Origin of the sequence: Arenibacter echinorum (assembly GCF_003259375.1) — a bacterium.
Taxonomy (GTDB): Bacteria; Bacteroidota; Bacteroidia; order Flavobacteriales; family Flavobacteriaceae; genus Arenibacter; species Arenibacter echinorum.
This window is the reverse complement of record NZ_QLLN01000006.1, coordinates 272,296-293,948: the sequence shown is the minus strand read 5'-3', so window position 1 is coordinate 293,948 and position 21,653 is coordinate 272,296. Positions and strand designations below refer to the sequence as shown.

Genomic DNA, 21,653 nt, shown 5'->3' with positions numbered 1-21,653 from the left:
GCACTAGCAGGATCTCAAAAATCCAAAGCATATAATAAGGAGCTAGGGCCTTAATGGGGTATATAGTATAGAATGATATGAATGTTGGTCTAAGGAAAAATTATCGGGAGGTAAATCAGATACAATTATGATTTGACCAAAAAATAAGCCATTTTTTCTTTTTTACCCAAACGTTTTAGTTCCTTGTACCTTTCAAAATCACCCAAGGCATTTAAATAGCAGATGGTAATCCCTTTTTTTCCATCAAGTATTCCCAATCTAATTATGTAGTGGTTAAAAAACTTCCAAAAAGGCTTAAAAACTAACAAAAGGTAATTAAACTTCTTGTTTTTTTGATGGGCCTCCTTGGCCTTTAAACGCCCGTATCTTAGCATTTTAAATTTATAATCTTCGTAGTTTTTGTAACAGAAGTGCATTAACTTCTGCTTCAATATTCCGGAGGTACCTTTTACAATAAGGGTTTCATGAACTATTTTTTCCTTACAAAATTGAGCCTTACTTTTTCTAAAAAGTCGGTAGTTCTTGTCGGTTTGCCATCCACTAAAGCGCAGTCGACTGTTTTTGAACATAAATTTTCGGTAGAACCAATAGGCACAATGTTCAGAATCCTTTTTGGCCTTACATTTTATTTCATTCCTCAACTTGTCCGTAACCACTTCATCCGCATCCAAGAAAAGAATCCAATCATGTGAAGCCTGTTTTAGGGCAAAGGATTTCTGGGCCGTATAATTATCAAACTCGTTTTGGATAACCCTAACTTTGGGGTGATTGTTTAGATACTCGTAGGTGCCATCCGTACTATACGAATCCACCACTATAATTTCATCTGCGAACTGAATGGAATCGATACACTTTTCAATGTATCCCATTTCATTATAAGTGATTATTAAGGCCGATATTTTTTCACTCTTATCTATCATGCAATCGAAATTTTTATCACTTATTAGATAGTTTTAATAGAAATAGTTGCGTTGAAATCACTAAAATTTATAACGACATTACCTAATACATAACAATTAAAAAGCCATAATAGTATATCAAATTACAAGTAGTTTTTCCTAAAATGTGCCCGAAAAGGTCAATTAGGATTGGATATTGCGGGTTTTGTAGGGCTTTTCCACACAGGATTGGGCACATGTATGGCAGAAGGGGCTGGTAAGGTTAATAATTTATTAAGGTTTTTTTTAAGATAACTTCATAAATATGGGAGTTGGTTAAGGCAATATATAATAATTGGGTTATAATAATTTATGTCAGTAACCGTTTACTACCTTTACCCATTATATACTAACAATTGGATTATTGATATATGACTGAGGCTTACCTACACATTCTGACTACCAAATATCCAAATTGGAATTTTGTCACCGATCCTGACGATCAGGTAAAGTTGTATATAAGTTGTAAATGTGAATTTGATGATGCTTTGTCCGAGATGTTGGAGATCGCAAAAAATATCGGCATTTTTTTTGACAATAAGAATTATGTCATTAAACTGAAAAAAGGGAATACCCTTGCCATAAAAGTAAAGCATAGCAAAAAGGCCAAAAAGTATAATAAAATGTATACTTCGGGTTGTTTTGATATTTTTCATTTTGGGCATCTAAATATTCTTAAAAGGTCTAAACAGATGTGCGACCATTTAATTGTGGGCGTTTCCACAGATGAACTTATTTTGAAGGAAAAAGGGAGACTGCCAATTATCCCCTTTGAGGAAAGGATAAAACTGGTCAAGGCAATAAGTTATGTGGATGAAGTTATTCCCCAGACAGATAAAAATAAGCAACGTATAGTGGATGAGTATAATATAGATGCTATTTCCGTTGGGGACGATTGGAAAGGCAGATTTCCAAAAACTACATGTCCGGTGGAATATGTGGCCTATACAGAAAATGTAAGTAGCACCATCTTAAAAGAAACATTGCAATTGCAACCTCAAGCTACCTAGGCTATTGCATTGTCGTCTTTGGAAGTATCCCAATTTTTAACTTGTTTTTGCCAATCTCCATATCTATAAGTTAGATATTCATCTATCAGCGCCGGGATTTTATAGTCGAAATCTTTAAATGTAATATGTTTAAAGGTACGGTAGAACTTGCTTGGGACAAATTTTGTTTTGTTGTCAATTTCCCAATAACTGTTCTCCCCATGCTGATATTTAATAAAAACATCCAGGCAAACTGCCCCCTTGAGCAATCCAAAAAAACGCTTTTCCCTTAATTTTATCATCCGGGTGTTACCTTTTGTAAAAAACTCGGAAGTCTCATCAAAGTACCTTGTTCTTACCCTATAACCCGCTTTTTTTAATTCCAAGTAAAAATGGCCCAACTTATCTAATTGATCGTGATTAATGGACATATCCACATCGTTGTCCCATGGCAACAGCCTATTTTCCCTTTTTATACCCAATAAGGTACCACCTTCTACCCAATAATCAATATTGCATTGGTTAAAAATGGCAGCCACATTTTTAAGCATTCTTTCGGCTATAACTATATTTTTTCCTTCAAGAGTTATGTTATATGCCATGACGCACTGAGGTTTAATCTAAATTATTTTGAAGGAAAATGTGGAGTCCGTCCAGATTTTCCTCCTTATTGTAATGAAAGGTTTTTATGCCAACCGAGGTGGCAGAATTTATGGCTTCTGCATTGTGTTCAAAATATACAACCTCAGTAGGTTTTAAACTAAAATGGTTAAGCATTTTAAGGTAATATGCCTTATCGGTCTTGTTGGGATTATGCTCCAAACTAAATACCTCATAAGGCATATTTACAATTCCATAAGTAATACATTCCTGTTTGTTGGCATTTGTTAAGATGATTTTGGGATTGGGATAGGTGTCCAATAATTTTTTCAGATCGTAATCCATTCCCTTTTCAGTAACAAAGGTGTTCCAAGCATCTACAAGAATTGTTTTCATTTTTTAGCTTTTAAACCGCAACGTCGTATTCCCTTAGAGCATCATTCAGGGAAGTTTTTTTATTGGTGCTCTCTTTTCTGGTACCAATGATCAAGGCGCAGGGCACCTGATAATCTCCGGCCGGAAATTTTTTGGTGTAACTCCCTGGAATAACAACAGATCTTGCAGGCACCAATCCTTTTCTTTCTACAGGTTTGTCACCAGTAACATCTATAATTTTAGTTGAGCCGGTAAGTACCACATTTGCACCCAATACAGCCTCTTTTTCTACGCGTACGCCTTCCACAACAATACATCTGGAACCAATAAAGGCATTGTCCTCAATAATTACCGGGGAGGCCTGTAAGGGCTCCAAGACCCCGCCAATTCCTACACCTCCACTAAGGTGGACATTTTTACCAATTTGGGCACAACTACCAACGGTGGCCCAAGTGTCCACCATAGTGCCTTCATCCACATAGGCTCCGATATTTACATAACTCGGCATTAAAATAGTACCTGAAGAAATATAGGCTCCATGCCTTGCAACCGCATTGGGAACAACGCGTATTCCTTTTTCGGCATAACCTCTTTTAAGGGGCATTTTATCGTGATATTCAAAGATACCTGCTTCCAAAGTCTCCATTTTTTGTATCGGAAAATATAGTACCACGGCCTTTTTTACCCATTCATTGATCTGCCATCCATCTGTAGTAGGTTCAGCACAGCGCAATTTACCGTTATCCAAAAGATCAATGACTTCCCTTATGGCGGTCTGAGTTGGAATTTCTTTAAGCAGGTCTCGATTATCCCAGGCAGTTTCTATTGTTTTTCTTAGTTCTTTCATCTTTAATAATTCAAATTTTAGCAAATATACGGGCTAGTAGGTAATTAACCTTTTGTTTTTGCACATATAACAATTTATCCCTTATTTTTGCAAAAAAATTGTGTGGGAAGGATTGTAGCATTGGATTATGGAAGGGTGCGGACGGGAATTGCCGTTACGGACGAGTTGCAATTAATAGCTTCTGGCCTTACTACCGTTGATACAAAGGAACTTTTGAATTTTCTTAGGAAGTATGTTCAAGAGGAGAAGGTAGAAAAATTTGTGGTCGGGGAACCCAAGCAAATGAACAATCTGCCATCCGAATCCGAAGAATTGATCAAACCTTTTTTAAGAACTTTGGAAGGTGTTTTTCCAAAGATACCAGTAGAGCGACAAGACGAGCGCTTCACCTCTAAAATGGCATTTCAGACCATGATAGATAGTGGCCTTAATAAAAAACAAAGAAGGGATAAGGCCTTAGTCGATGAAATTAGCGCCACTATAATCCTTCAGGCGTATTTAAATAGAAAATAGTAGTATGATATTACCTATAGTTGCTTATGGAGACCCGGTACTTAGGAAAGTAGCGGATGATATAGACAAAGATTTTCCACGATTTGAAGAATTGGTGGCCAATATGTGGGACACTATGTACAATGCCAATGGTGTTGGTTTGGCCGCACCCCAAATAGGACTTCCAATAAGGTTGTTCCTGGTGGATACCGCGCCATTTGGGGATGACGAAGAGCTTACCGAAGAAGAACAAAACGCATTAAAAGGGTTTAGGAAAGTATTTATTAATGCACATGTAGAGGAGGAAACTGGAACAGAATGGGCTTTTAACGAAGGCTGTCTTAGTATTCCAGATATTCGGGAAGACGTTTCAAGAAAAGATACCATCACCATATCCTATATGGATGAGAATTTTAAATCCTATAAGGAAACCTACGATGGACTTTTGGCCAGGGTAATTCAACACGAATATGACCATATAGAAGGCATTTTGTTTACAGATAAATTATCCTCCTTAAAAAAACGACTTTTAAAGGGGAGGTTGGCCAATATATCCAAGGGGAAGATAAAGGTGGAATATAGAATGCGCTTTCCGAACATCAAAAAAGCACGTTAAAACTATTTCTATTATAAACAAAAAGTGGCATATTTGCCGCTGAAACTAAAATAACAGATGGGTTTAAAAAAAATATTATCGATTGCAGGTAAGCCGGGACTTTTTAAATTATTGACACAAACGCGTACAGGTTTTGTAGCCGAATCTTTGTTGGATGGTAAAAAAGTTACCGTAAGTTTTAAGAACAATGTAAGTGTCTTGTCTGAGATTGCGATCTATACTTTGGAGGAGGAAGTGCCGTTAAAGGTGGTGTTTGAAAAGATCAAGGAAAAGGAAGATGGAGGAAAAACCGCGGTGAGCCATAAAGAGGATAAAATAAAATTGGAGGAATATTTGTTTGAAGTACTTCCCAATTATGACGAAGATAGGGTATATGCCAGTGATATTAAAAAGATCATTCAATGGTATAATTTATTACATGAGCACGGTATTACAGAGTTTGCGGACGAAGAGGAAAAAGAAGAAGCTTCCAAAGAGACAGAATAAATTTTTTATATAATCAAAATTAAAACCTTCGTTTACGAAGGTTTTTTTTATTCTCTATTGTATGTTCCTTTTCCTGTAAATGGGCGTAGCATTCACCTCTATGAAAAAATAATTATCCATTTAGCTTCGGACTTTTGTTATTGGTCTAAATTGTTGGGCAGCTGCCTACTAATTATGGAAATTAAAATTTTAATTCCTTAATCAGTTTTATCATGGCTAAATTTAATAAGAAAAGTGCTGCTATTCTCGTAATGCTCCTTGTCCTTCCCTTTGTCTTTATCGGGCAACAGCGTACAGGAAATATAGTGGAATATTTCGGGAAGGAAAAAGTGGAGGGTATTCACGAAGGAAAAGTGATCCATGTTTTTAATAAGGCCTTGGCTTTAGCAATTCCAAGTTTCGGGTTTGAATCCTCATCATTTCCCGCAGATCCTGTTTTTGAAAAGTTCCTAATGGAACCCGGTATCCTGGTCAGGGAAGGTGAAGTTTTTGATATAGATTCATTTGGAAAGGAATTAAAATGGAACGCCATAACGGTAGATAGTACCAATAGCTTTTCCGGCCGGGACCTTAGGTCGGGCTATGTATATCTCAATTACAATTCAGGATCGGAAAAAACGGTTTTGTTCGAAGCTTCCGGACATTCTTTGGCTTCCATTAATGGTTATCCTTATGAAGGTGACCATTATGATTTTGGTTGGAACCTTATCCCTATGAAGTTAAAAAAAGGGAATAATATTTTTGTTTTGAAGGTAGGCCGTTTTCCTAGGATTCGAGCACGGATATTGGAACCCAAGGCCGAGGTACAATTTACTACACGAGATGTAATGGTTCCCGATCTTTTATTGGAGGAAGACATGGAATATAAGGCTGCCATAAGAGTAATAAACGCTTCGGATAAATGGATCAGGAAGTATGCTATTGTGGCCAAGGTAAACGGACAGGAACTTACCACAAAAATAAATGATATACCACCTTATACGGTCTATAAAATTCCTTTTTCCATTCCCTCGTCTACCTTGGATACCTCTCTTGCAAAGGTGAATGTAGATTTAAGTTTGATACAAAGTAACGGACAGCAGGTTTCTTCCGAAATTTTGGCTTTAAATGTGAAATCGAAAAATAAACATCACAAGAGAACCTTTATTAGCGATATAGATAAAAGTGTACAATATTACAGCGTGGCACCGGATAAAAATGGCCATACCGATGGCGCGGCACTTTTCCTTTCGGTACACGGCGCTTCGGTAGAGGCCGTAAATCAGGCAAACGCCTATAAGCAAAAAGATTGGGGGAATCTTATTGCTCCAACGAATAGGAGACCGTACGGGTTTGCCTGGGAAGATTGGGGAAGATTGGATGCCTTGGAAGTGCTGGCGGATAGCAAGAGGATTTTTAAACCGGACAATAGCAAAATTTATCTGACAGGGCATTCCATGGGAGGGCATGGAACATGGTATTTGGGGGCAACATACCCAGACCATTTTGCGGCGATTGCACCATGTGCCGGATACCCGGATTTGTTGTTGTACCGTGGAAGTAGATCTGAAAGACTTTTGGAAATGACCGAGGAGCAGAGAACACGGTATGGCATTAGCCCTAAAATGTTCGAACGCCTTACCCAGGAATATGTCCCCACCGCAATTGAAGACATTGTGGAAAGAGCGGGAACTCCGAGCAGAACCCTAAAATTGATTCGAAATTATCTACATCACGGGGTATATGTGTTGCATGGCGAGAAGGATAATGTAGTTCCTACTAATTTAGCCCGTGATATGAGGGAGCGATTAGGGAAATTTCATCCAGATTTCACCTATTATGAGTATCCAGGCGGTACACATTGGTATGGGGACCATAGTGTGGATTGGGAACCGATTTTCAACTTGTTTAAACAACGAACAATTCCCGAGATAAAGGATATAAAAAAATTGGAGTTTAGTACGGGTTCTCCTGGGGTTTCTGCATCCTCGCATTTTATTACCATCCATCAACAACAAATACCTTTTGAGGTTAGTTCGTTTGATTTTTCATGGGATAGCATTATTAAAATAGAGACCAAAAATGTGTCCTTATTGGAGGTGGATTTTTCACAATTGCCCGGGGATATCAATAGTATTGAGCTTAACGGAAAGGAGATTGGGCTTCCATCAAAGGACAATACCTTTTTTAAGGAAAATGATGGGGAATGGAAAATTGTAGCCAAACCGTCCTCGGAAGAAAAAGGACCACATAGGAATGGAGGGTTCAAGGATGCATTTCGAAATGATGTAGTATTTGTATACGCTACAAGAGGGTCCAAAGCAGAGAATGATTGGTATTACAATAAAGCAAGGTTTGATGCCGATACCTTCTGGTACAAGGCCAATGGAAACATAGAATTGGTTGCGGACACCAACTTTTCCCCCAAAGATTATCCCAATCGCAATGTTGTTGTTTATGGTAATAAATCCAACAATGCCGCATGGGACAAATTATTAAAAAATAGTCCTGTCCAAGTATCCAACAATATATTAAATTTTGGAAATAGAAGTCTGTCCGGAAGCAATTGGGGGCTATATTTTATAGTTCCTAGGACGGATAGTGATTTGGCCAGTATAGGTGTTGTAACTGCCACAGGAGTAGTGGGAATGAAAGCGGCCTATGCCAACCATTATTTGGTAAACGGAACCACATTTCCAGATTTAATGCTCTTTGATGAAACTGTTTTGGAGCAAGGTACTTCAGCTGTAAAATGCGCTGGATTCTTTGGAAATGATTGGACTATTGAAAATGGTGATTTTGAATGGAAATAGGGTAGTATCGTCCAAATAATGAATACCATAATTCGTTTTTAAATGGAATTGGTTTAAAATTTGGACGATCGTCTACTTCTTATTTTGACGCGTTAAGGATAAAACTGGAAACATCTTTCTTGAATTTTTCCATGGAGGGTTGATGGATGTACATCATATGCCCAGCCTCATAATATTCCATAGTGATATTATCCCTGATCTCCTTTTTTAGGCCCAAATGATTGATGCTGTGTTCTACTCCATAAAAAACAGTGGCAAGGTCATAGATGCCATTCAGGATCAACACCTTCATGTTTGGATCTCTGGATAATGCCGTGGCCATGTCAATACCAGTGTTGTTGGCGGCAGTGGCGCCCCATCGCTTATTGCCCTTGTGGGTCCAATCCCATTTAAAACCGCCCCTTCTGCCTGCAGTGATGGTGTATAATAAGTTTTTGTTTACTTTGAGGTCGCCGTAAAAATAATCCAAAAACCCGCTAATGTAGGCAGGGGAAATGGCCAGGCTTTGCGGATCATGACTTCCTTCTTGGGCAAGGAGATCTTCATTGATTCCGGTAAAGCGAGAATCCAGTCGGCCAACTATTTCACCTTCGTCCCTCAAGAATTCCGCAAAAAATTCACTTGCTGTTACCCTTAGATCGGCCTTTAGCCAATACTCGGTATCTGTGCCAGTGTAATAGGCCAGTTTTGATGCAATATTACTTTTTTCATTTTCAGAAAGTCGATCTCCTTTAAAGAGGGCAGGAGTGTATTCGTTTTCGGTAAAGGATCTAACCGTCTCTAGGAATTCATACACATTTTCCGGTTTATCCGATATTTTATTGTGATACCAGGCTGTTGCAGCGTAGGTTGGAAAATGTACTATATAAGGCAGGTCATCATTAGGAGGGAACAATAAGGTACGAAAGTCAAAAACTGCGGATACCATAATAACACCGTTCATGGCCACGCCTTGGTTTAATAGGGTGTTCATTAAACCTGCGTTTCTAAAGGTCCCATAGCTTTCCCCCAATAGAAATTTGGGACTGTTCATACGATCGTTATGTATCAGAAACTGGGTGATGAACAAGGAAAGGCTGCGGATATCTTGGTCCACGCCCCAAAAGTCCTTAAACTTGGCCTTTCCAATAGGGATGCTTAGGCCAGTACCTACTGGATCTATCATTACCAGATCGGCTATATCCAGAATAGAGTAGTTGTTGTTGATAATTTTGTAGGGTGCGGCGGGGGTTGATTTCGGGTCGTCCACTACAATTCTTTTTGGTCCCAAAATTCCCATATGCAACCAAAAAGAGGATGATCCGGGTCCTCCGTTAAAGGCAAAAACAATTGGTCGTCTTTGTGTTGACAATCCTCTTTTGGAATCTCTGGTGTAATAGGTAAAGCCCATTAACGCAATTGGCTTGTTGAATTCATCCTTCACCTCAAAAGTTCCCGCCTTTGCCGTTAAATAAATGGTGTTGCCATTAATGGTAACACTTTGCATAGTGGTAGCCACCTCGGCTTTGGGTATAGAATCGTTTTCCTTATTGGGATAGCACAATTGTCCCAATAGCAGGGTAATAACTAGAATAAGGGCCTTCATTTGTTCAGTATTTAAATTGGGTTAAACAGCCAAACAGGTAAAGTCTGATAGTTAGGGGTTTACAATATATTAAATATATAGGTTATAGCCGATAGTATTGCTTAATGAATATTTAGTCCTTATCAATAGTTTTATAGGTATACTTGCTTTTTTTCCACTCTATGAGTTTGGATGGATAGTATTTTACATTCATCTTATCCAAATATGGAGCTTGGTTGCCCAACCTCACTTTGTAATTATCCCAAACTCTATTTTCTTCAGTGCTCCAGCTAAGCTCGGAATAACCGATCATCCTTGGAAAGGCCAAATATTCCACTTCATCCATATTGCTAACGGTCTCGGACCAAAGTGGTGCTTCAATGCCCAAAATGTTCTCCTTGTTTATTCCTTGAACATATCTCTCCGGGGTCCACACATATCCGGTATCTACAGGAATTAAACCAGCCCAATTAAGTCCGTATTTTGAAAGGGTATCATATTTCATGTCCAAATAGGCCTTTTTTCCTGGAGACAAAATAACTTTTAGCCCCTTTTCCACAGCCAGTTTGGCATTTTCTTCGTTGGCCCAGAATTGGGCAATGGCACTTGTATCTACATCGGCGTGCACAATTTCATCCCAACCAATCATTTTTTTTCCGTATTTCTTTACAATTTTGTCCACTTTGGAAACAAAAAGAATAAAATCCTTCTTCTTGGTAACGTGACTTTCATCGCCTCCGGCATGAAAATATGGACCGGGAGTAATGGCCGATATTTCCCTTACAACATCATCTATAAAGGCATATACGGTATCCTTATTGGCGTCAAAAGTGCTGAACCCTACTTCGGTTCCAGTATAGATTTTAGGCGTTTTGCCATTCCCATTTAGGATAGGATATGCCACGGATGCGGCATTGGTATGCCCGGGCATATCCACTTCAGGAACTATGGTAATAAAATGTTTGGCGGCATAGGCCACAATGTCCTTATATTCTTCTTGGGTGTAAAAACCACCAGGGCCACCTCCAACTTCAGAACTTCCACCTATTTCGGTAAGCTTTGGCCAAGATTTAATTTCTATGCGCCAGCCCTGATCATCGGTAAGATGCAAATGCAATGTGTTAAGCTTATAATAGGCCAATATGTCGATATACTTTTTTACGTCCTCTACGCTAAAGAAATGTCGGGCCACATCCAACATAGATCCTCTATATCCAAAATTGGGATTGTCTATGATCTTACCAGTGGGAATCAACCACATTTTATTTTCGGTCAGGGTGTCATTACTGGTCTCCGGAATAATTTGCCTTATGGTCTGTACTCCCCTAAAGGCACCCTCGGCCGTTTTTGCATTAAGGATGATAGAATCTTGGGTTATGTAAAGGTCGTAACCTTCCTTGGATGAAAATTCGGTGCTATCGGACTGATTGATAAAAATAATTCGTTGAGAAGTGGCATTGGTTGTTGAATTTACCGCCAAGTCCAAATCGGTCTGCCATTTTATCTTTTCCGATAAGAACTCACCAACTTCAGGAAAACCTGCAGCATTTTGAGAAGTATAAATAATGGTGTTTTTATCTAATCCAAAGGCACTATTGGTAGGGATTATCTTCAGCGGTTTGGGAATCAAGTTTTCCGTCGATAGATCTGTCATTGGAAAGTTGATTGCTTTCTTTTTTTCCTGTTGGCAGGCAACAAAGGCAGTAAAAACTATCAGTACTACTAGCGATTTAAAAAGGATTGAATTTTTCATTTATATGGAATGTATTAGTGTTATTGGAATATTCCTTCTCTTAGGATCAGTTCATATAGGGTTTGATGACTGAAAACCACAGGTCGTAACCTTTATTGTTCATATGCAGTCCGTCACCTATAAATATATCCTGCTTCACTTGTTTTCCATCCATCATCACATCCCAAACATTGGCGAACTTCAAGGCACTGTCTTCTTCACATAACTTTTCGAACGCCTTGTTCAATCTAATGTATTTTCTTTTTAGGTTCCATCTGGCTATACTTGGTTTTGCGGCTATGATCACCACCTGGGTTGCATTATTTCGTTCTCTGATCTTTTGTATTATTTCGCGGGTGGTAGCTATAATATCTTTGGTTTTTTTCTTGGAAGCAATATCATTATCCCCCTCGTAGATGAATACCTTTTTAGGATTGTATTGTAATATGAGTTCGTTGTAATACAGGAAGAGATCGGAAGATTGGGATCCACCAAAGCCCGAGTTGATAATTTGGTGATCAGGAAACATGGATTCCAGATTTTTCCACATTCTGATGCTGGAACTACCTGTAAAGACTATGGTTTCCTTGGAGGAGTCCCACTGGGATTCATATTTTTTCTGTATGGCCTTCACCTCATTTTGAAAGGCTGGGGCTTTTTGGCCATAACCAAGGAAAGCGAAAGAAAGGAATAAAAAAGTGAGCTTTTTCAATGCAAATAAATTAAAGGTTTAAATTATAATATTTATAGTTCCCGTCAAATAATTTTCGACCGGGAACATTGGTTGTTCGCTAATGGTAAAATCCAGCATTAGTTGGTCATCGATTAAGGTTGATGGCGTGGTACTACAAATTTCTCTGCCACTGACCACTCGTAGAACCTTGCTATCCAATTGTCCGAGGGCAAGTGCTGGGTTTTCATTCCAAATCCATGACCACCCTTGGAATACATGTGCATTGCGGCGTTCATTCCTGATTTTGACCACGCCGAGTATAAATCTACACTCTCATGAGCTAGGTCATATTGGTCGTCCGAAGCGCAGATAATCAACATGGGCGGGGCGTCCTGGGGAACACTGTAGGGGCCTAAAATTGTCATCCATGGATAAACAGGAACTATAAAATCTGGCTTATTGGTTTTAACATAATTAAAAGTAACGCCCATTGTTACGGCACCACCAGCAGAAAAGCCCATAAACCCTATTTTGTTGGGGTCGATTCCCAATGACTTTGCATTGCTCCTTACGTAGGCCATTGCATTTAAACCATCTGATGTTGCTAGATCAAGGACCATGGCCACTTTTTTTGTCATTGCCGAAGAAGTATTCTGATTATCCCCATTTTCATTGGGGAGGGCACTTTCATTTTCTGGCAATAGCCTGTATTTAAGTACAAAGGCCGTAATTCCTTTGGCGTTTAACCATTTTGCCACATCTACGCCTTCGCTATTGATACTCAATACCCTAAGTCCACCACCTGGTGCAATAACAACCGAGGTTCCATTATTTAGGGAAGGCATTGGTCTAAATATTTGAAGGGTCGGTGTAGAAACATTGGAAATCAATTCGGTTTGCCACTGTTCGGAATAAGTTGTTTTTTCACCCCCTTGCCAAACTAATTCAGTATTGTTTTCGTGAGGAAGTAAAACAATTTCCTGCGAAATCATCATTTGGGGCAATTGTATGGCAATAAGAAGAAGTATAACGCTTTTCATTGATGTGTTGATTAGTATTTTGTGATGAGCGATTGGTAAACTAGCTGTCTCATTTTCTCCCCATAATAATTGTTGTAAGGTTGCAGTTGACTCATTAGGATTACTATGAGTTCTTCTTTGGGGTCTATAAAGAAATAGGTGCAATAGGCGCCGCTCCAATAATATTGACCTACTGAGCCTAAAGCTTTGCTGTCGGCTACATTAGTGGTAACACCAAAACCCAGACCGAAACCTTGTCCTGCGGCCTCGTATAGATCGCCTACTTGGTTCATGGTCATGATATCTACAGTTTTGGGACTTAGTAGATGTTTATCTTTATATTGGCCTTTGTTTAGAAGCATTTGGCAAAATTTCATATAGTCGGAGGCACTTGAAAAAAGGCCATGGGTGCCACCATAAATGGTATTGCCCTCTGTGGGCAGTTGGGTTTTGGAATTCATCAAGTTCCCTTGTTTGTCCATGTTGTGAACCGGCATCCATCTACCCATATTATCTTTGGATATATTATAACCAGTATCTTTCATTTCCAAGGGATCAAATATTCTTACTTTTAAAAATTCGGTAGTGCTCATACCTGAAAAATGTTCTATGAGCAAGGCTAGAACATCGGGGGATGCACTGTAGTACCATTGTTCACCTGGTTGGCCTATTAAGGGCAATTTTATCATGGCATTTACCCTACTTTCTATATCCTTGTGTGGTTCTGAGTAAAGTGCTTTAGCAATCTCGTTGTCCAATTTTGTACCTCCCAGACCATGTGAAAATCCCGCAGTGTGGGTTAATAGGTGCGTAATGGTAATTTCATTATTGGTCGGTTCGGTTTCTCCATTTGTCCCTTGATCCAAATCCTTGGCCACTCTTAGATTCTTGAATTGCGGTAAATATTTGGAGACCGGATCGGTAAGGGAGAAATATCCTTCCTCATATAGCATCATAAACGCTGTGGTTACAATGGGCTTTGTCATGGACATGATATGGAACAACTGATCTTGTCGAATAGGGGTTTTATCTGCCAAACTACTATATCCGTAAGCCGCTTCGTGAACAATTTCTCCCCTTCTCATAATATAGGAAACGGCCCCTGGAATTCGTCTTTCGTTTATTTCTTTTTTAAGAAAATCGTCATATCGGTTTATCCTTTCCTTATCTATTCCCGATATGTTTACACTTGGAAGAGCATTGGAACCAGTTTGCCCATTGGCAGGCATCACCAGTATTAATAGTAGGAACGATAGTGTTATTAGCGACTTTTTATTTTTCATGATTTTCATGGATTAATCTTTTAAAGATAAGATTAAAAAATTGTTCCATTAACTCCTTAATTGTTATTATATTAGAGTATTAGGCCAAACCAATACCAACAAACCAAAAAAACCATGTCCATCCAGAAATTTATTTTTGTTCTTTTCGTCGTTTTGTGCTTTTCTACAATCGGATATTCCCAAACTCCTGTTTTCGATAATGATACCCAAACACGACCAACCGCTGTTGCAGTTCCCATTGAAACCGATCCTATGATCGATGGGAATATTTTAAAAGATGAGGTTTGGCAAAAGATAAAACCCTTTGGGGGCTTATTACAAAGTCAACCTAATTATGGGCAAATGGCCAGCGAACGCACGGAAATAAGGATTGCCTACACGGAACACACTTTTTATTTGGCTGTTGTATGTTATGATTCGGACCCCGATGGGCTCGTAGTTTCCGATGCCAGAAGGGATGCTTTGTTGGACAATACCGATGCCTTTCTTTTTATAGTGGATACATATAAGGATAATCAGAACGGTTTTATTTTTGGAACCAATTCCCTTGGAGTGGAATATGATGCCCAGGTAGATAATGAAGGCCAGGGTAACCAGAATACTAATAGGCAACAAGGCGGTACCATAGGTGGCTTTAATTTAAACTGGGATGGTTCGTGGAAGGTCAGGACTTCAGTGCACGACGAAGGTTGGAGTGCAGAATTTGCCATTCCTTTGCGTACCATAAGATTTCAGCCTGGCAAGGATTGGGGCATTAATTTTCGCAGAAATATAAGGAAGACCAATGAAATTGTTTATTGGTCGCCAATGCCTATAGGTTTTAACTTAAATAGACTTTCCTTGGCCGGCACCCTTACGGGCCTAAATCTTAAAACCCCAAGAAACTTAAAGGTTATTCCCTATGTGCTGGGGCAGTTGGCCAAAGATTTTGAAGCCGAGGACCCTAAGGCCAAATTTACGCCCGAGGTGGGTGGGGATATAAAATTTAGTATAACCCCTAGTCTTACCTTGGACCTTACCTATAACACCGATTTTGCCCAAGTGGAGGTAGATGAGCAACAGGTAAACTTAGATCGTTTTAATTTATTTTTTCCTGAGAAACGACCGTTTTTTTTAGAGAATGCAGGCTTGTTCAGCGTGGGGAGTCCAGGGGAGGTAGACCTGTTTTTTAGTAGACGTATAGGGATAGGGGATGATGGAAACATAGTTCCCATAATTGGAGGGGCCAGATTATCTGGAAAATTGGACCGAACCAATGTCGGACTTTTAACCATGTTTACCGATGAGGTTGAGGATGCGGGAATTCAGAAGAATAATTTTACGGTAGCGCGCGTTAATCATGAATTCAAAGGGCGTTCCGCCTTGGGCGCGGCGTTTATTAATCGTTCAGGGATAGGTGTCGATGATGACTTTAACAGTACCATAGCCCTCGATGGAAAATTGGGTTTGGGACGTAAGGCAAGAATGACCGGATTTTATGCCCGTACCAATGGGCCAATGGATACCATAAATGAACATTCTTTCCGGCTTAAAACCGACTATATATGGAACAGTTGGGAAATAGGAGGGGGGTATACGGAAGTTGGGGAAGGCTTTAATCCTGAAGTCGGATTTTTACAGCGATCTGCCTTCAGAAAGCCGGAAGCACGGGTTTTATATCACTACAGGCCAAAAAATGAAAACTCGGTCATCTTGGAATTAAGGCCTCACATATCCTACAACAGTTTTTGGAATTTTGACGGTTTTCAGGAAACTAGCTATACGCATATTGACAACCACTGGGAGTTTAAAAGCGGGATGGAAATCCATACCGGTCTAAATCTTACCACAGAGGGGGTTTTAGATCCTTTTGAAATTTCAGATGGGGTAACCGTACTGCCCGGTACCTATAGGCATTCGGAATCCCAATTGGTTTTCTTTACCAATAAGAGTAATCCAGTCTCTGTAAATATTCGTTCAGTGATCGGTGGTTCTTTTGGGGGTAAAAGATACCAACAAAGTGCCACCTTGAGTGTGCGATTGGGAGATAAGTTCAATTCTGATTTTATTTATCTCTACAACAACTATCAATTGCCGGTCGGCGATTTTACGGCTAATATTTTCCGCAGTCAAATGACTTATTCCTTTAGGCCCAATTTATATGTACAGAGTTTGGTGCAGAACAACTCGGCCAATGAACTATGGGCCGTGAATTTGCGGTTGGGCTGGTTGCAACGTGCCAATACAGGGCTATTTGTGGTCTATAATTATAATGTAAGGGAAGGCGATCCCTTAAACAATAGCATTATTATTAAATATAGCCGTATGTTCGATTTGGTAAACTAGAGCGGTTTACGATCCTAATTTTTCATATCATTACTTCACTAATCTGAACAACTGGTTCAATGTTTGTAAAATTGGGAAGATCACCAATAATTTTTTCCGCATTCGGGCCGAAGGAATTCTGAAAAGAATCCATAGATGCAAAATATAAATTGCCCATAGCTGCATAAGTTGCAGGTGATCCAGGAATGGCTCCTCCAAGTCCTTTCTCTACAGTTGCAGCCTTTACAGAATCTCCTAATAATTCCCCAACCAGTTGTAAATGTTGGTTGCAATAATAATCCATATCAAAATTTTTGCCTTCTCCGTTAGGATACAAAACGCTTACTTTAATCATTCCTTTTTTCATAATAGTTTATCTTAATTATTTTATTATTGCGAATCTCATGAGATTTTTTACTTTATAGTTGATGACTAAAAGTGCCTAATGAGTAGAGCTTATAACCTTGCTCTAAACACTTAAATTAAATATTGTTCTATCTAATTCCTTTCACATTCATCTCCAAGGTATACAAAGAATTAGAGGCCGTAATAAATAAGGTTTGTTGGTTTTTCCCTCCAAACGTGACATTGGCCGTCCATTTCTGATCTATAGGTATATGAAGAATTTGTTCCCCTTTGGGGTTAAAAACGGTAACCCCGTTCCCGGTGAGGTAAACGTTCCCTTGGTTGTCCATGGTCATTCCGTCCGATCCCATATTGGCAAACAAGGTCTTATTGCCAAGACTGGCATCAGGATTTATGGTATAGGAATAGGTTTTTTTATCGCCAATGTCCGCAATGTATAAGAGTTTACCATCTTTACTACCAACAATGCCATTGGGCCTAACGAAGTCGTCAGCTACGATAATTAGGTTTTTTTGAACTGGTGCCAAATAGTAAACCCTTTCTTTCTCTATCTCTTTGCTAGAGCGAGTCCAATAGGGACGTTTATAAAAAGGGTCCGTAAAAAAAATACCTCCTTTGGGGTCGACCCATAGATCATTGGGTCCGTTTAATTTCTTCCCTTCAAAATCATCGATTAAGACAGTAACATTCTTTTTGGAATCAATGCGCCAAAGTTGATTTTTATCATCTGCACAGGCTAAAAGATTTCCTTGGTGGTCAAAATAGAGTCCGTTGGACCTTCCTGATGGTTCCATATATACAGATACGGCTTTATCCTTTGCAGACCACTTAATGATTCGGTCATTGGGTTGGTCCGTAAAAAACACATCCCCGTTGGGAGCCACAGCGGGTCCTTCGGTAAAGGAATAATCAGATGATACCAATTGTACTTTGGCATCCTTGGCAATGAGAGAGGTTTGCAAGGATTTGCAGGACAGAGAGAACAAAATCGGTATAGTTAAAAATACATTTAATACTTTTTTCATTTACTTATTTAAAGTCTTAAACTGTTTGTTATAATTGCTTGTATGGGATAAGGCCTACATTTTATGTGTTAATGTTGGTGTTCTTTTTCATAATGGACCTTTAGTACATCTTCCCCGTAATCATTGGTCAGATCCCTTACAACGGTATGTACATGGTTGGCATCGTTTTGGGTGTTATCGTATTCTATGAGTAGGCTAGGGCCCTGAATCCTGAAGTAATGCCCTTTACCAGGTTGTAGACTTCCGGCCCAGGCAAATTTTAAGTTGTCTATTCCCGCCTTGTTTATTTTGTCCCTAAATCCGGCGGCAAATTCCTGTTCGTAATTATTCATGTACAGGTCCAGAATCTCCATAAATATCTTCTTTTGCTTTTGGGACAGGTCCGGATATGAGATTCCAAAGGACTCTAGTTGCTCCACCTTTCTTTTGGTTGTGGTGATGATATCGTGTGGGGCAACATCTGTAAATACTACTGTTTTTAATTGTTCCTGGGTCATGGAGTGAAGAAGGGAAAAACCTAATTGGGCTTCTTTTTTCAATACTTCCTTGCCCTTGTATTCCGTACTTCGTACAATACCAGGGTTGGTTCCGAAAAAAGTAGGGGTGGATGAGCTTATGATCCCTTCGGTGGAAGTGAAATTTAAGGAAAGGTGGTGGCCTTCAAATCGCCATCCCCATGGTTGGTCTTTGGATGGATTGCCAAAAATACAAAAGTGATAATTTAGAGGGTCGCGCCTGGGCCTACCGTCAGGCATTTTATCGTTATCATCATTTTCAATAATTCTTAGTACTTTTTCCAGTTCCATAATTTCCTGGGACTTGCGAAAACCTTCTTCACTCAAGGAAGCCCTTAATAGGTCGAGAGCTGCCTTTTTTTGTAGCTCGTTAAAATCATGGAATGTGGCCCCTTCCCTTGGAATGGGTACATAATTCATATTAAAGCGTTCGGAATCCTCTAAAGTAAATAGGGTTTTTGCTTTTATCTCGTCGGACAAACTATTTAAAAACGTATTGGCCTTTTCCAATACGTGCTGAGCAGGTAGCAGACCAACAAACATGAGGAGCAGGGACGATGAGATTACTTTTTTCAGGGACATTTTAATTTTTACACACATTTTTCGGTTTTTTGATTATTTCTGTTTCAACTGTATTAATATTATTTTAGACGATAGCTAACGAATGCCAAACGACTACTATCGGGTGACCAAGAAGGCACATTAATTGACCCCTGTCCACCAAATAACTTGGCAATTATTCTTGTTTCGTTGGTTTCCAGATTAAGTAATCGGAGCATGACGTTTTTGTTGGTGGGGTGCAAATTTGCGGGAACCTCGGGACCAAAGGAGATATAGGCTAACCATTTGCCGTCCGGTGAGGGGTGGGCAAACCAGTCGTTGTAATTATCCGTGGTGATTTGTTCCTGTTCGCTTCCATCGGGCTTCATACGCCAGATCTGCATTGTCCCGCTACGGTCAGAATTAAAGTAAATGTATTTCCCGTCAGGTGAGTAATCGGGTCCGTCATCCAGGCCAGTTGCAGAAGTCAATCTGGTTTCCTCCCCTCCGGTAACGGGAATGGAGTAAACGTCATAATTACCATTTCGTAATGCGCAATAGGCCAAAGTTTTGCCATCTGGAGACCATCCATGCCAATAGGAGGGGCCATTGGGAGTTATTTGTTTTGGTACCCCACCTTCTATGGGTAAGGTATAGATCAATGACTTTCCTGTTTCGGTCTGGTCACTTATAACCAGCATCTTACCATTAGGTGAAATGCCATGGTCATTGTTTATTTTTTTTGCAAAGTCTGTCGGAATTAAACTGGGTTCACCTCCTTCAACTGGTATTTGGTAAAGTAGTCCCATACTGTTATAGATCAGGTTTTTTCCATCGGTAGACCAATTGGGCGCATCTAAACGTTTTTGGGATTGCAGGATTACTTTTCTGTCCAGAGTGGCTATAGGAATAATTTCTAGAGTACTTTCCAATGCTTTAATGGAATCAGGGATGGTTTGCAGTTTTTCTATATGTACATTAGAGAATTTTGCGGTTTCCACGACTTCGTTGTTATGCGAGCAAACGCCAAGGCCAATATAAAAAGGAGCCTTAAACGGCACTTTTATGGCTCCCCCCGATGATTCTAATTCTCCATCCCCTTTGCTGAGGGACATATAGAGATAGTCGCCCACCTTGTCTATACGGGCTCTTTTGGGAAATTTGATATTGGATTGAAGCTCCCGGGTTATATCCCCGTCCACTTCCCTGTACTGTATGGCAGCCATACCATCGCCATGAACCGCCACATCGGCATAGGCTGAACCGGGTTCCAGACTTTGACGGATAATTAGACAGGCTTTTCGATGTGGATCCACACCTTTGCCCAACAACTCAATATCCGCTTCAATGGCAACATCTCCATACATCTTTCTCCAAACGTAATGCAGTTGGTCATTGTTAAACCACATATTGGTTCCACTTGCCGAAATAGTATAAGTGCTGTCCAAGGGGTCGAATTTTATAGAACCTTTATATTTTACCGCACCTATATCACCATGGCCTTGAAATACTCCCAAATCCATTTGGATGCTCCATGCAAGGAGAACTAAGCCAATCACGGCTATAGGAAAAACAATTGTTTTATTGGTCATAAAAATTTGGTAAGATATGCAAGGAACTAAAGTTAGCTAAAAAACTCTAAACATACGACAGTTGAAACCACATGGTCTTTGTATTTTTGTTGAAAAGTAAACTTTATGAATTCTAGGGAATCCCAATTACAAGCCTTTGATCGTCTTCTCACTATAATGGATGAATTAAGGGCACAATGTCCATGGGACAAAAAGCAAACCATGCAAACACTACGACATTTGACCATTGAGGAAACCTATGAATTGGGAGACGCCATTTTGGACAATGATTTGGAGGAAATAAAAAAGGAATTGGGCGATGTTCTGTTGCATATAGTTTTTTACGCTAAAATTGGAAGTGAAACCAAGCATTTTGATATAGCGGACGTTGCCAATGATATATGTGAAAAGCTCATTAATAGGCACCCACATATTTATGGGGATGTAGTGGTAGAAAATGAAGAGGAGGTGAAGCAGAATTGGGAAAAAATAAAGTTGAAGGAGGGTAAAAAAAGTGTTTTGGAAGGCGTACCCAATGGGTTACCTTCCCTTGTTAAGGCCAACCGTATACAGGATAAGGTAGCAGGAGTAGGGTTCGACTGGGAAAAACCCGAACAGGTATGGGAAAAAGTTCAGGAAGAACTGGAAGAATTCCAAGATGAGGTTAAACAAGGAAATACGGACGCTATGGAGTCTGAGTTTGGGGATGTTCTATTTTCCATGGTAAATTATGCGCGTTTTTTGAATATTAATCCAGAAAACGCCCTAGAGCGTACCAATAAGAAGTTCATTAAGCGCTTTCAATATTTGGAAAACAAGGCCAAGGAACAGGGAAAGGCCTTGAAGGACATGACCTTGACCGAAATGGATGTTTTTTGGGAAGAGGCCAAGAGTATTTAATTTTTAAGCAGGCAGGGTGCTATACC

At 39.6% G+C, this 21,653-nt stretch carries 20 protein-coding genes; 7 read left to right on the top strand and 13 right to left on the bottom strand.

All coding sequences use genetic code 11. The annotated features are described in order from the left end of the window. Nucleotides 1-125: 125 nt before the first annotated feature. Entirely contained in the window at nt 126-920 is a 795-nt protein-coding gene (locus LV92_RS16850) for a glycosyltransferase family 2 protein (RefSeq protein ID WP_111624765.1), read from the bottom strand. Between the two features lie 389 nt (nt 921-1,309). On the opposite strand from LV92_RS16850, the gene LV92_RS21930 reads away from it, so the two are divergent. Beyond that, nucleotides 1,310-1,948, top strand: a complete 639-nt coding sequence (locus LV92_RS21930) for an adenylyltransferase/cytidyltransferase family protein (protein WP_211323007.1) — start codon at nt 1,310-1,312, stop codon at nt 1,946-1,948. Here the strand turns inward: LV92_RS21930 and LV92_RS16840 are convergent. Genes LV92_RS16840 through LV92_RS16830 form a run of 3 tightly spaced genes read right to left on the bottom strand, consistent with a single transcriptional unit; the run spans nt 1,945 to nt 3,749 of the window. Next, nucleotides 1,945-2,529 carry a LicD family protein gene (locus LV92_RS16840; RefSeq protein WP_111624764.1) on the bottom strand — a complete coding sequence of 195 codons (585 nt, stop codon included), beginning with the start codon at nt 2,527-2,529 and terminating at the stop codon, nt 1,945-1,947. The two genes, LV92_RS21930 and LV92_RS16840, sit on opposite strands and share 4 nt — an antisense overlap. A 13-nt stretch (nt 2,530-2,542) precedes the next feature. Then, nucleotides 2,543-2,923, bottom strand: a complete 381-nt coding sequence (locus LV92_RS16835) for an HAD family hydrolase (protein WP_111624763.1) — start codon at nt 2,921-2,923, stop codon at nt 2,543-2,545. 10 nt (nt 2,924-2,933) lie between these two features. Continuing rightward, complete coding sequence (locus tag LV92_RS16830) at nt 2,934-3,749, bottom strand: 2,3,4,5-tetrahydropyridine-2,6-dicarboxylate N-succinyltransferase (protein ID WP_111624762.1); 816 nt, start codon at nt 3,747-3,749, stop codon at nt 2,934-2,936. A 102-nt stretch (nt 3,750-3,851) separates the two neighbouring features. Between LV92_RS16830 and ruvX the strand changes: the two genes are divergently transcribed. From ruvX to LV92_RS16810, 4 genes are all read left to right on the top strand, one after another. Next, complete coding sequence (gene ruvX / locus LV92_RS16825) at nt 3,852-4,262, top strand: Holliday junction resolvase RuvX (RefSeq protein WP_111624851.1); 411 nt, start codon at nt 3,852-3,854, stop codon at nt 4,260-4,262. Between the two features lie 4 nt (nt 4,263-4,266). Then, a complete protein-coding gene (gene def / locus LV92_RS16820) occupies nt 4,267-4,857 on the top strand; it encodes a peptide deformylase (protein ID WP_111624761.1) in 591 nt (196 codons plus the stop codon). A 57-nt stretch (nt 4,858-4,914) separates the two neighbouring features. Then, nucleotides 4,915-5,343 carry a DUF5606 family protein gene (locus tag LV92_RS16815; protein ID WP_111624760.1) on the top strand — a complete coding sequence of 143 codons (429 nt, stop codon included), beginning with the start codon at nt 4,915-4,917 and terminating at the stop codon, nt 5,341-5,343. A gap of 212 nt (nt 5,344-5,555) precedes the next feature. After that, nucleotides 5,556-8,135, top strand: a complete 2,580-nt coding sequence (locus tag LV92_RS16810) for a carboxylesterase family protein (protein ID WP_245946418.1) — start codon at nt 5,556-5,558, stop codon at nt 8,133-8,135. A gap of 79 nt (nt 8,136-8,214) precedes the next feature. Here LV92_RS16810 and LV92_RS16805 read toward each other — a convergent pair whose 3' ends face one another. From LV92_RS16805 to LV92_RS16785, 5 genes are all read right to left on the bottom strand, one after another. Beyond that, nucleotides 8,215-9,720, bottom strand: a complete 1,506-nt coding sequence (locus LV92_RS16805) for a S10 family peptidase (protein WP_111624759.1) — start codon at nt 9,718-9,720, stop codon at nt 8,215-8,217. 112 nt (nt 9,721-9,832) lie between these two features. Beyond that, complete coding sequence (locus LV92_RS16800; RefSeq protein WP_111624758.1) at nt 9,833-11,452, bottom strand: family 20 glycosylhydrolase; 1,620 nt, start codon at nt 11,450-11,452, stop codon at nt 9,833-9,835. A 46-nt stretch (nt 11,453-11,498) separates the two neighbouring features. Further along, on the bottom strand, nt 11,499-12,143 hold the full coding sequence (locus LV92_RS16795; protein WP_111624757.1) for a GDSL-type esterase/lipase family protein: 645 nt from the start codon (nt 12,141-12,143) through the stop codon (nt 11,499-11,501). A 113-nt stretch (nt 12,144-12,256) separates the two neighbouring features. After that, entirely contained in the window at nt 12,257-13,144 is an 888-nt protein-coding gene (locus LV92_RS16790; protein ID WP_111624756.1) for an alpha/beta hydrolase, read from the bottom strand. Between the two features lie 11 nt (nt 13,145-13,155). Beyond that, nucleotides 13,156-14,406, bottom strand: coding sequence for a serine hydrolase domain-containing protein (locus LV92_RS16785; RefSeq protein WP_245946417.1), 1,251 nt, complete (start codon nt 14,404-14,406; stop codon nt 13,156-13,158). 114 nt (nt 14,407-14,520) lie between these two features. Here LV92_RS16785 and LV92_RS16780 point away from each other — a divergent pair, with 114 nt between their 5' ends. Beyond that, nucleotides 14,521-16,731: a DUF5916 domain-containing protein gene (locus LV92_RS16780; RefSeq protein WP_245946416.1), complete on the top strand. Its 2,211-nt coding sequence runs from the start codon at nt 14,521-14,523 to the stop codon at nt 16,729-16,731. A gap of 22 nt (nt 16,732-16,753) precedes the next feature. Here LV92_RS16780 and LV92_RS16775 read toward each other — a convergent pair whose 3' ends face one another. The 4 genes from LV92_RS16775 to LV92_RS16760 form a co-directional block, all read right to left on the bottom strand. After that, nucleotides 16,754-17,077, bottom strand: a complete 324-nt coding sequence (locus tag LV92_RS16775; protein WP_245946415.1) for an EthD family reductase — start codon at nt 17,075-17,077, stop codon at nt 16,754-16,756. A gap of 127 nt (nt 17,078-17,204) precedes the next feature. Further along, nucleotides 17,205-18,101, bottom strand: coding sequence for an SMP-30/gluconolactonase/LRE family protein (locus LV92_RS16770; protein WP_111624754.1), 897 nt, complete (start codon nt 18,099-18,101; stop codon nt 17,205-17,207). 68 nt (nt 18,102-18,169) lie between these two features. Further along, on the bottom strand, nt 18,170-19,216 hold the full coding sequence (locus LV92_RS16765; RefSeq protein ID WP_111624753.1) for a DUF3500 domain-containing protein: 1,047 nt from the start codon (nt 19,214-19,216) through the stop codon (nt 18,170-18,172). Between the two features lie 41 nt (nt 19,217-19,257). Continuing rightward, the gene (locus LV92_RS16760) at nt 19,258-20,748 is read right to left on the bottom strand and encodes a TolB family protein (RefSeq protein ID WP_111624752.1); all 1,491 of its coding nucleotides are present in this window, start codon (nt 20,746-20,748) and stop codon (nt 19,258-19,260) included. A 105-nt stretch (nt 20,749-20,853) separates the two neighbouring features. Here LV92_RS16760 and mazG point away from each other — a divergent pair, with 105 nt between their 5' ends. Further along, entirely contained in the window at nt 20,854-21,627 is a 774-nt protein-coding gene (gene mazG / locus LV92_RS16755) for a nucleoside triphosphate pyrophosphohydrolase (protein ID WP_111624751.1), read from the top strand. Nucleotides 21,628-21,653 lie beyond the last annotated feature (26 nt).